A 12126-nucleotide genomic window follows, 5' to 3' on the forward strand; every position below is an offset into this window, starting at 1 on the left:
TTACCGTGTTTAGATGAGTTTTAAAAAGTATCGTTTGAACAAAATAATAGCAGAAAGTGACCAAGGAAGGTGGCTTTCGAATGAATGGTTTAATAAGGTTAATACATGTCTCCTGCACCTGTTTTGAGTATTGTCGTTGCCGTTTATAATGGTGAAAAGTTTCTTCCTCATTTTTTTGATAGCTTATTAGCGCAAAATCTGAGTAATTGGGAATTAATCGTCGTAAACGATGGTTCAAAAGATAACAGTGAGGCGGTGATCCGCCAGTATCAAGATAAATTCAGTCACTTTACATTATTAACGCAAGACAATCAGGGGGTTTCTGTCGCACGTAATACCGGCATGGCAGAAGCGCGAGGGAAATATATCACTTTCCCTGATATTGATGACGAAATTAGTCCTAAAATGTATGGTCGCTTGTTAGAAATTGCGTTGGCGGGAGATTTGGATGTAGCCACCTGTAACGGAACATATATTTACACTAATGGTGATGCACCAAAAGCGATTTTTCCACCCAATAAAGTACCATCAACAGGTGTGATTAGTGGCCCTGAATGGCTGGAAATTGGTTTAAGTTCACGTAAATTTTTACATGTGACTTGGTTGAATCTTTATCGTTTGGATTTAATTCGCCAGCATAACTTTTCCTTTGAACCTAAATTGCACCATCAAGATATTCCATGGACTACGGAATTACTGCTGGTGGCGAAGCGAGTTCAATTTATTAATGAGCAATATTACGATTATCTGATCCATAATCAGTCGGTTTCCCACTCCTTGCAAGGGGATGAACGGTCTATTCGTAAGATAAATACCTATTTGAAAATCATTGATATGCTGTTGGATATCTATAAGCGCTATCCGAAACAGGTTGAACAGGCGCCAGCGTGTTTATGGCAGGTCGGTAAAGAAGGGCTTGGGATTACTCAAGCCATACTTGCCATTAAATCACCGGAAACACAGCGAGATGTCGCCCGCATGTTTTTTGAGAAAGGTTATTGGGATGTGATCTGGTCTCATGCGACGACGATCAAGTTAAAATGGCGTTTGATCCGTCGTTACACTAAGTTGAAAGCTATCGCTAAATAATCGCTAAAGGGTAGCGAATGGAAACATTGGCTACCCTTGTTTTGAAAAGGCCTAATTAGGTAATCTTTTCAATGAATCAATAAACAATTCCCACAATCTAGCATTATCCAATCGAGTCGCAACTTGCGTATGGCAGTCGCTAGCTGGCGGATGCCGGAAATCAGTGACAGTCATCCCTGTGGTCAGTGCCCCTTGTAATTCAATATTTACCGGCGCTTTTTGGGTTGTGATTAATGTTGGATCAATAACATAAGCAACAGCGCAAGGGTCATGCACAGGGGCGTGCTCATTGGTTCCATTACGTTGGCGATATCCCGCAGTGTAGTAACTTAATGAGTCCACGACAAACTGGCTTATCGGTGTATTGAGTGCGGCGATATCGGCCATAATTTTGTCTGTCGGCCTTGCTTGGTGTGTTAAATCGAGGCCTACCATGGTGAGTGGCCAGTGTTCATTAAACACAATATGAGCAGCTTCTGGGTCGATAGCAATATTGAATTCGGCGACCGCAGAACGATTTCCGGTGTGGTAGCCTCCTCCCATTAAAACCACTTCTTTAACTAAATCGACGATCTCAGGCGCTTTTCTTACAGCAAGGGCAATATTAGTTAGCCCCGCAGTAGGAACGAGTGTGACCGTTTTAGGTGGATGGGATTTTAGGGTATCGATGATGAGATCAACGGCATGGCGCTTATCGAGTGGCTGTGTAGGGGAAGGAAGATGGGTGCCATCAAGGCCACTTATACCATGTACTTCTGCCGCATTTTGGATGTTACGTATTAGTGGGCGAGGACAGCCTGCTGCAATAGGGATTTGTTTTCCACCAGCGAATTCAGTGATGGCTTGAGCGTTGTGGGTGACTTTATCTAACGTTTGATTACCGACGACAGTAGTAATTGCTAGCACATCGATATCAGGATGCCCTAATGCCAATAGAATTGCCATTGCATCATCATGGCCGGGGTCGCAGTCTAAAATGATTTTCTTTTGTGGCATTTTTCTCTCCTAAAGTTGGCAGGAAAATGGTTAAGCATGAATGTATTAAGGAATGAGCTTAACCATAGGATCCATTGCTAATTGAGTCTATCTAAGCGTGTTATTAAGGTTAAAAAATTGCGTGTACATTTCCTGTGATACATCTCGGATTTATATGGATGGTGATAAATAGTTGGTAACAAATTATTAATACTTTTGGACGAGAGTGTGATTTGATTAACATATTAATAACAATTGGATTGAGTTGCTTAGGATAATGTGGTTTTTATAAGCTTTTGGCAGCTGATTTTATCGCTGAGAGAAAATAGCTTATTAATAAGTTAATGACTTTGGAGGCAGAATGGAAAACTATCTGGATAAACTACCTGATGTGATTGATTCTGTTGCAACCAACCAATTTTATCCTAATTTATTATCATGGCTATCATCATTTATTGCATTTGATAATGCCATTGTTTATTCATTTGAAAAAGATGCCCCACCACGCTTTTTATCGAAAGTTGAAAAGCGCAACAGTGACAGTGTGAACCGCATTTATCAACGCGGGGCTTACCTTATGGATCCTTTCTACCAAGAGTTACAAAAAGGGGGAGGTTCACAGGTGCTGACATTGAGAGAACTAGCACCAAAAGGTTTTTATCACACGGATTACTATCTCAATTTTTACCGGAAAACAGGTTGGTGTGATGAAGCGGGGCTGCTACTGGAAATCACCGCAGATAGGCAGTTAGGGATCTTTTTTGGTAATGAAGATGAACCGTTTTTATCTGAAAAATCAACACAGGCACCTTTAAAAGAAGCATTTGAAATTATTCGTAGCATGGCAAAACTGCATAAAGAAATTTCTCCAAATGATGTTTCTAGCCACTATCGCTTAGCAGATATGCAGACTCGTTTCGGTTTAACGCCAAGAGAGTGTGAAATAGTGGAACTGATCCTTGAAGGTAAAGGCTCTCCGCAGATTGCGCAGTCTCTCTTTATTAGTTTAGGCACAGTAAAAAACCATCGTAAGAATATCTATCAAAAGTTGGATATTAATTCTCAAGCAGAATTGTTTAACTTATTAATGAATCATCGAAACCACCCTTCTTATCGTCGCTGTTTGTGTTGAAATTTCTAACTTCAAGCATGACTTTAAAATTGTGATTATTAATATAAAAATAATACGTAATATTATGATTTAATTTGTTTTTGTTCTATTTTTAAATTAGTTGTTTATATCGAAATATTCTACCTGTGTCACAAATGTTAAATCAATGTTTCAAATATCCCTAAAGGGCTATGTAAATGTTAAAGAAAGGTTAAGATAATCGAGGTTATCGAAAGATACTAAATAGGGTATCCATTATGAATAACCAAGTAGAATCATTAACTTATTACGCTGCTACTAAAAAGTATGACCTACGTTTTCCAACATTGAGAGAAGACTTAGATGTTGACGTTGTGATCATTGGTGGTGGCTTTTCCGGTATCCATACGGCACTTGAATTATGTGAAAAAGGCATCACCAATATCGCGATTTTAGAAGGGCGTTATTTGGGATATGGCGGTTCAGGGCGTAACGGTGGACAAGTCATGGCGGGAATCGGTCATGATATTGACGCCATTAAAAAATATGTTGGCAAGGAAGGTTTAGAAACTATTTTTAAGCTTAGCAACATGGGGGCGGGGATCATGCGCGACCGTATTGCTAAATATAATATTGATGCCGATTTTTGTCGTGGTTACGCCTACTTAGGGAGTAACAAACGCCAAGAAAAAACGTTACGCAGTTGGTTGAATGATTTTAAAGCCGTCGATCCAGATGAGGAAATTGAGTTTTACTCAGGCTCTGATCTTAAACAGATCATTGGTTCGGATGCATATACCTGTGGCATCAAGCATATGGGCGGCGGTCATGTTCACTCCTTGAATTTACTCTTGGGTGAAGCAAAAGCTATTAGCGAAGTCTATGGCGCGAAAATTTTCGAAAACAGCCAAGTCGTCAATGTGGAATATGGTAATACCATCACAGTGCGTACGGCAATGGGATCTGTGCGAGCGCAAAAAATGCTATGGGCTTGTGACTCATTCCTGAATGGTCTTGAACCCACAATTTACCCAAAAACCATTAATACCTACGCTTATCAATTAATGACAGAAGAGTTACCTGAAGAACTCATTGAGCAAATTAGCCCTATTCGTGGTGCTTACAGTGATATTCGCCCTGTCATTGATTATTACCGAGTGACAAAAGAAAACAGGCTGCTGTTTGGTAGCTCAACGCATTTTCTTGAGTATATCCCGTCTGATCTAAAAGCTTGGAACCGTAATTTGATGCTAAAAATTTTCCCCTATCTAAAAGATGTCAAAATCGAATTAGCATGGGGCGGACCGATGGCATGTAGTGCGAACCTATTCCCGCAAATAGGAACATTGCCACAACATAAAAATGTATTTTATGTACAAGGCTATTCCGGTTTTGGTGTGACGCCGAGCCAGATCGTGTGCAAAGTGCTTGCAGAAGGTATGGTCGAAGGGTCAAGCCGTTATGACTTAATGAGTTCTATTCCTCATGCCAACATCATTGGTAAGGACAAACTGCGTAATGTCATCGTATCACTGGCAAAAATTATGCACCAAACATCGGGTTACTGGCAGGGGCGCCGCTAACTCAACTATTTTGTACCATCGTGTTAATAAATAAAAAGGTGAAGTCATGATTAGTCCACTACTGTTAAACAAACCACTTCCTGATTTACTGAATATTGGTAGTGTAACCAATTTAGGATCAGAGGTTGTTGAAGGTGACCCACAAGCTAGCGTTGCGATGATCCATGGTGAGCCAACAGATAACCTAACGTGTGGTATTTTTGCCTGTACTAAAGGTAAGTTTAAAATGGTTTACCCATTTGATGAAATGGCGACAGTATACGAAGGCTCAGTCAAACTGACTGATGTCAAAACAGGTAAGACTGTTGAATATCATAAAGGTGACACTTGGTTTGCTGCTAAAGGCACTGAAGTCCTATGGGAGATCACCGCTGAGCGTTTTGTTAAGCATTATCTTGCTTGTGTAAACGCATAATTTATTTTTAAAAGTGGAGTGATAACGATGAATCAATTAGCCCTATTGCCGGAAGTTAGTGCGTTTTTGCAACGTCAACATGGACATTTTATCAACGGCCAGCCAGTTTCCGGTGAGGGGGATGCCTTCTTTGAAGTCGTTAACCCTGCCACAGAGCAAGTTATCGCGAAAGTGAAAGAAGGCACTAAGGCCGAAGTGGATGCTGCTATGCAGGCTGCTTACACCGCTTTTCGTGGTGCTTGGGCAAAAACAACGCCGATGGAGAGAGGTAACTGCCTCAATCGCTTAGCGGACTTGCTCGAAAAACATCTTGAAGAGCTGGCGCAGTTAGAAACCTTATGTTCAGGGAAAAACATCCAATTATCGCGTTTTCTTGAAGTTGGCTCTGCTGCTCAGTTCTTACGTTATTTTGCAGGTTGGGCGACAAAAATTAGCGGTGAAACACTGAATGTCTCTCTACCATCATTTAAAGGTGAACAGTATTCAGCCTTTACCCAGCGTGAACCAGTAGGGGTTGTTGCCGGCATTATTCCGTGGAACTTCTCAATTATGATTTCCATTTGGAAGTTGGCAGCGGCGCTGACTTGTGGCTGTACTATTGTTTTAAAACCGAGCGAATTTACACCGTTAACTATGCTGAGAGTGGTTGAATTAGCCAAAGAAGCTGGGATCCCTGATGGTGTTATTAATATTGTTAACGGCGGTGGTCGTGAAGTTGGCCCAGCGTTAATTAGTCACCCATTATGTTCGAAAGTGACCTTTACGGGGTCAGTACCCACAGGACTTGCCGTAGGCCGAGCTGCAATGGAAGGGAAACTCACCCGTGTAACTCTCGAATTAGGCGGTAAGAATGGGGCGGCTTTCTTGGCTGACCTGCCTGTTGAAAAAATTGTTGATGGCATTATTGAAGCGGGTTACCTCAATCAAGGCCAGATTTGTGCGGCAGCGGAGCGTTTCTATATCCCATCTTCTTTGATGGATGAAGTATTAGCTCAGCTTAAACAGCGTTTATCTACCTTGAAAATTGGTTCTCCGTTGGATGAAACAACCGAAATGGGGCCATTGGCGAATAAAGCCCATTATGAAAAGATTTTAGGGTTATTTGAGAAAGCGCGTAAAGAAGGCAATGAAATTGTCTACGGTGGTCAGCCGATAGCTGGTGCGGGTTATTTCGTACCGCCAACCATTATCCGTGCGAACAGCCCAGATGATGCATTAATGAAAGAAGAAACATTCGGTCCAGTGGGTACTTTCTTAAGTTACGATGATGAAGAAGAGTTGATCGAACAGATGAACAGTACGCCATTTGGTTTGGCCGCGAGCCTTTGGACTAACGATCTGAGTAAGGCGATGCGTATGATTTCACGTATCGAGGCAGGAACCGTTTGGGTCAATATGCACACATTCCTTGACCCTGCCGTACCTTTTGGCGGGATTAAATCCTCGGGTATCGGTCGTGAATTCGGCAGTGCGTTTATTGAACATTACACAGAACTGAAGTCAGTCATGGTTCGTTATTAATTGTTAATGTTGTTGTATTCAGCATGCCTCCAATGCAGTGTTGCCAGTAGTTGTATTTGGACGTGTTGTATCGAGTATTTTTTGAGTCAATTTTATAGTGGTTGCCCAGCTAACGCTGGGTTTTTTTTTATCTCCAAAAAGTCAGGCGCAGCTTTTCTAACATTAGCCTTAAAGGGACGTTGAGACTCGGCTGGAGAAAATTATCAGTGGAGGTCACTCATGAAAACCCGTGCTCCCTGAGCTTTTGTTATCTTTTTCCTCTTGGTAACGTCGGTATCACAATCTTCGAAGAGAGTGCCTTAACAACGTACATAACCCAGTGTTAGGTAGGGCACAGAATGCCTTTTAGATAGGTTAGAACGTTTTCTGATATTGATTGTGAGACGATGCAGGATACCGCTTATCCATTAATTATTTTTAGTCTAAAGATAGATATCAAATCGCCGTAAACTCATTTCAGTTTCAGTGTCACGTTCAAAAGCCACCTAGCAAGAGCGAGTTATCAATGTACAGGTAACCGATTTGAAGGTTATTTGTAACGGCATTCACTATTAACTCTCAAACGACAAATTCTCGATATGGTTTTGTGTTGGTTTTTGGGAAACATATTAAAAATTAACACGAAAAGAGAGTTTACTTGAATTTACAAAAATCGATGAGTGAGATACAAGATAATTTAGTAGATAATGCTTTGATGGTAGGGGTAAATAATCATAAAGACAATTAAAATGTTTATTTTTTAATTTTAAATATTATAAAAAATAATGAAACTCATTTTAGTTGTTTTTGCTTTTGGTTATTTTATTTACGATAATGTTATTAAGTTTGTTTTTGTCTAAAAAATTATTTTAGCGAAAAACATGATAAATGGGTATACGTATTTTTTAATGTTTTCATATGTAAAAATTTATTTTAATAATAATGGGTAAATATACGTATATTAATTTAATGGGATTATTAAAATATAAAGTAATCATTTAAAGTGTATTATTCAAAAAGTCTTTTTAATCATTTGGTTAGTTGTGAAAATCCAGTAGTTGTATTTATATTATTATTTAATTCATCGAACAATTTACGTCACTTGATAGGTCTCACCTATCGTAAGTGGTTTGTTCGATCGAAATAAACTTCTTTAATCGAATATAGATAAGAGTTAGATTACATGCAAATAAAGAGTATTTAATTATCTAATAATTTATTTCTATTTGGTTTTTCATTTTTTTTATTCTGATAAATACTTGCACTAGAGAGATTGTTTTATGGTTTCACAAGAAAAAGAACATTTTGATGTGATTAACTCTGAAATTGGTGAATTTATAAGAATGATTAGAATAAAAAAAGGGTTAACGGGAGCTGAGCTTGGTAAATTAATAGGTGTAAGTCAACAGCAAATTTCACGGTATGAAAGAGGTTATCATACACTCTCATTATCAGATTTTACATTTATACTATCAGTGATGAATGTGTCATTTTTAGACTTTATTTCATATTCGTCATTCTTTAAGTCTGATGATTGCCATATAACGCCAAAAGACTACATGTTATGAAATGATAACCTATTTCTGTTTAAAGAATCTTTATAGTATAGATAAAAGTTAAACTAGTTTTAGCTGTATTGTCTTTCTAATATATTAAATTAACCTTTTAGCTTTATAGCTAATGGGGATGGACTTCGTGAATTTTTATGTATTAGAAAGTGTTTTATCTAAAATGCTTTCTAATACAGATATATTTATCTGTGTTGAGTAATTAAATAGTCTTAATTTTATTATTCAATTTATAATTAAACTTAAAACATTGATAGGAAATAGTATGAAATTAAATAAAGCTATGGCTGTATTAGCAGCGGCTATGTTAACCACATCTTTCGCTTCACTTGCAGACGTTAACTCAGGCACCGTGACTTTCAAAGGTGAAGTTCGTGATACTCCTTGTAACCTAGATGCGGGTCAAGGCGGTACGGCAACGGTTGTTGATTTTGGTCAGCTATCTCTAAGCCAATTAAATGCGGGCGATTCAAAATACAAAAATTTTGAATTGAACCTGAAAAATTGTTCTTTGACTTCTATTGACGATACAGATCCACAAAACCCAGTCACAGTTACTAAGACCGCAACGATTACTTTTGATGGTGTTAGCAAAATTGCAGGTCAAAATCTTTTAGCAACATCAGGTAGCGCAGCAAACGTTGCAGTTGGTATCCAAGATATTACTTTTGGAACCCCTGCGGCACTGAACCTACGTGATGGTGATAATACATTGACTTATTCTGCTTTCGTTAAGAAGGTGGGTGCTAATGCTGTAACAGCAGGTGATTTCTCAACGATCTCTACTTTCGAAATCGCATACCAGTAAGTTATACAGGCTCCTTCACTATTAGGCGAAGGAGCCTATAATTTGAAAAATTAATACTATGAAAAGCTTGCTGATTATTACTCTGTTATTCTCACCTATTTTCAGTATGCCAGTCTTTGCTGCAATGAATTGGGGACAGGCAACAGTAAAAGGAGAGGTACTCGCTTCTGGTTGCTCAATTCAATTGACGAGTAAAGACCAAATTATTGATTTTGGTGCCTATGCCTTAAGCAAGTTAGAAGAAAATAAGATAAAGAAACCATTTAAAATAATTTTAAATAATTGCCAATTATCAAATTCTTACTTCAATGATGAAAAATCGCCTGTACGAATAAAGTTTACAGGTCCAGCAACAAATAATTTTAATGGCTTTAAATTTAATGATGCCGATGGTTTAGCTATTTATATATTAAGTGGAAACGATGTTGTTAAACCTAATCAATACTACCCAATTTATAAATTAAAAAGAATATCTGGGAAAACAAAATCGATTAATGAACAGCAATTAGACTTTTTATCTGAGGTTATTGTTGTTGATAAGCTAAAGCCTCAATTAGGAGAATTCTCAAGTATCATTACATTTGATATCGATTACTATTAATCTAATGAGTATTTATGATGTTATCAACAAAAGAAAAAATAACGATATTCATGGTATCGATGCTTTGTTTGACTAAAGTGTCTTACGCTGTAGAGTTTAATACCGATATACTTGATAGCGAAGATAAAGCTAACATTGACGTCTCAAGATTTAAAAATCCTAATTTCATTCTACCGGGAACTTATTTCTTTAACATCATTATAAATAGTACTCAATTGACGCAGTCTACAGTTCCTATTCAAATTATTGGTGATAGTACAGATGCCTCTGTCAGTGATGTGTGCATTGATAAGTCATACATTAATAGCTTAGGTATTAAAGAAAAGTATATTGACCAATTAACCTATTGGAATGATGGGGCGTGTATTGATTTTTCGGCATTAAAAGGGGTCAGTGTTGTCCCTAATTTATCCGAAGGCACTGTGACGCTAAATATACCACAATTATATCTCGAATATATGGATAATAACTGGTTACCGAAATCATTGTGGGATGAAGGTATCAGTGGGTTGTTATTAGACTATAATGCAAACTATCAATATAGTGATCGGGATAGCTTAAAGAATCAGATTGCTTCCATTAGTGGATATCTTGGCGCCAATATGGGAGCATGGCGCCTACGTAGTGAATACTATGGTAATTATCAAAGACAAAATTCCAATGGTAAAACATCGACAATACGTAATTTTTTATTTAATGCCATTTATTTATATAGAAATATAAAAGCGCTAGATTCTAAATTAGTGATTGGTGAGAGTACAACCCCCTCACAAATTTTAGAGCCAATTAAATTTACAGGATTATCATTATTCACTAATGATTCCATGTTACCACCAAGGTTACGTGGATATGCACCAGAGATAACAGGTATAGCTAAAACGAATGCGCGAGTTGTCATTACACAACTCGGACGTGTATTGCACGATGGAAATGTACCTGCTGGACCATTTAAGATTCAATCATTAAACAGTGGAACTCGTGGTGAGCTTAACGTAAAAATTATTGAGCAGGATGGTACTGAACAACAATTTACAGTGAGTAGTTCGAATGTTCCGTATTTAACGCGTCCGGGCACCACGCGATATAACGTATCTGCGGGGCAACCGACAAAAATGGATCATTCGGTATATCGTGGTGTGTTCTTTTTTAGAGCAGAGGCTTCTCACGGTTTAAATAACAATTGGTCGTTAAACGGTGCAACAGATATTAGCCAAGGCTATCAACAGGTTTCATTAGGTGTTGGTCGTTTTATGAATCGGTTTGGTGCACTTTCTGTGAACATTACGCGTTCGTTCGCACAATTAGATCATGATAGTCCTTCAGGTAACTCATACAGTGTTAATTACTCGAAAACATTCGATGACTACGATATGGACTTAACTTTTGCAGGGTATCGATTTACTGATAGAAAATACTATACATTATCCCAATATTTAGATTTAAGAGATGATAGGGTTGTTGATAGCGAAAAAGAACGTTATCAAATAACGCTTTCTAAGCGCTTAGGTGAGTTTAATATAAACTTAAATTATCAATTGCAACAATATTGGGATAGAGGTCAAACTCATCAATATGGTCTTAATATAGGTAAAAGTATCAATCTTCCTTACTTAAAACTACAGGGAGGAAGCATTACATTATCAGCAAATAGAAGTTATTATCAAAATAAATATGATGACCAAATTAGCTTAATGCTTTCTGTGCCATTTGGTAAGCAGTTTTATACTTTTGATACAATGAAATATAACGATACTTATAATTCGCGTGTTTCAGTGTCTAATTTAACAGATGATAATGACTACTATAATATAAGTGCATCGACAAGCTACGGTAAAGATGCCAAAAAACAAAGTACACTTGCTGGAATGTATGATTTACCGACACGCTATGCATCTATCAATAGTAATATGTCTATCTCGGATAAAGGGGATAGTAGTTTAGGCTTAGGACTCAATGGTGGGGTGACATTGACGCAACATGGTGTAGCTTTACACAGTTCATCATATTCTTCTGCCTCAAGGTTAATGATAGACACAAATAATATCGCGGATGTTCCTTTAAATAATGGTACAACCGTGACGAATGGATTAGGTATTGGCGTTATTCCTAACATGACTAACTATTATAAAAATAGTTACAATGTGGATATGAGTAAATTACCAGATAATATTGAATCATCAAATACAATTTATGATATCGCCTTAACAGAAGGCGCTATTGGATATAGAAAAATAAGTGCAGATAAAGGTTTTAAATTATTTGCAACGATTAAAATGTCTGATAACTCAGGGTCACCACCATTTGGTTCTCAGGTATTAAATGAAAAAGGGAGAGAGGTCGGGATTGTAAGCGATAATGGATTAGTTTGGTTAACAGCGGTTCAATCAGAAGAAAAGTTAAATATCAACTGGTCTAATAAAATACAATGCAGTACGACCTTACCAACCTTAGATAATGTAAATCAAATTATTTTAATTTGTGAGAAATAGAGAGTTTT

Annotated in this window: 10 protein-coding genes; 9 read left to right on the top strand and 1 reads right to left on the bottom strand. The window is 37.7% G+C overall.

All coding sequences use genetic code 11. The features are described from left to right. The first annotated feature begins 105 nt into the window (after window positions 1-105). Window positions 106-1089: a glycosyltransferase gene (locus I3B46_RS02750; RefSeq protein ID WP_004926519.1), complete on the top strand. Its 984-nt coding sequence runs from the start codon at window positions 106-108 to the stop codon at window positions 1087-1089. 51 nt (window positions 1090-1140) lie between these two features. Here I3B46_RS02750 and uriH read toward each other — a convergent pair whose 3' ends face one another. Beyond that, window positions 1141-2085, bottom strand: a complete 945-nt coding sequence (uriH, locus tag I3B46_RS02755) for a uridine-preferring nucleoside hydrolase UriH (protein ID WP_102780786.1) — start codon at window positions 2083-2085, stop codon at window positions 1141-1143. Between the two features lie 340 nt (window positions 2086-2425). Here uriH and I3B46_RS02760 point away from each other — a divergent pair, with 340 nt between their 5' ends. From I3B46_RS02760 to I3B46_RS02795, 8 genes are all read left to right on the top strand, one after another. Next, a complete protein-coding gene (locus tag I3B46_RS02760) occupies window positions 2426-3196 on the top strand; it encodes a helix-turn-helix transcriptional regulator (RefSeq protein WP_014656847.1) in 771 nt (256 codons plus the stop codon). A gap of 236 nt (window positions 3197-3432) precedes the next feature. Next, window positions 3433-4737 (top strand): NAD(P)/FAD-dependent oxidoreductase, encoded by a 1305-nt coding sequence (locus I3B46_RS02765; RefSeq protein ID WP_104873013.1) that lies wholly within the window; start codon window positions 3433-3435, stop codon window positions 4735-4737. 46 nt (window positions 4738-4783) lie between these two features. Continuing rightward, a complete protein-coding gene (locus tag I3B46_RS02770; protein WP_004926531.1) occupies window positions 4784-5152 on the top strand; it encodes a cupin domain-containing protein in 369 nt (122 codons plus the stop codon). A 27-nt stretch (window positions 5153-5179) separates the two neighbouring features. Continuing rightward, window positions 5180-6673 carry an aldehyde dehydrogenase family protein gene (locus I3B46_RS02775; protein WP_104873012.1) on the top strand — a complete coding sequence of 498 codons (1494 nt, stop codon included), beginning with the start codon at window positions 5180-5182 and terminating at the stop codon, window positions 6671-6673. Between the two features lie 1259 nt (window positions 6674-7932). After that, window positions 7933-8220 (top strand): helix-turn-helix domain-containing protein, encoded by a 288-nt coding sequence (locus I3B46_RS02780; protein WP_004926536.1) that lies wholly within the window; start codon window positions 7933-7935, stop codon window positions 8218-8220. A 265-nt stretch (window positions 8221-8485) separates the two neighbouring features. Beyond that, the gene (locus tag I3B46_RS02785; RefSeq protein WP_004926539.1) at window positions 8486-9028 is read left to right on the top strand and encodes a fimbrial protein; all 543 of its coding nucleotides are present in this window, start codon (window positions 8486-8488) and stop codon (window positions 9026-9028) included. A gap of 58 nt (window positions 9029-9086) precedes the next feature. Next, complete coding sequence (locus I3B46_RS02790) at window positions 9087-9629, top strand: fimbrial protein (protein WP_004926542.1); 543 nt, start codon at window positions 9087-9089, stop codon at window positions 9627-9629. Between the two features lie 14 nt (window positions 9630-9643). Continuing rightward, window positions 9644-12118, top strand: a complete 2475-nt coding sequence (locus I3B46_RS02795) for a fimbria/pilus outer membrane usher protein (RefSeq protein WP_163761907.1) — start codon at window positions 9644-9646, stop codon at window positions 12116-12118. The last annotated feature ends 8 nt before the right edge of the window (window positions 12119-12126 follow it).

This window comes from Providencia sp. 2.29 (assembly GCF_015832305.1).
Taxonomy (GTDB): Bacteria; Pseudomonadota; Gammaproteobacteria; order Enterobacterales; family Enterobacteriaceae; genus Providencia; species Providencia stuartii.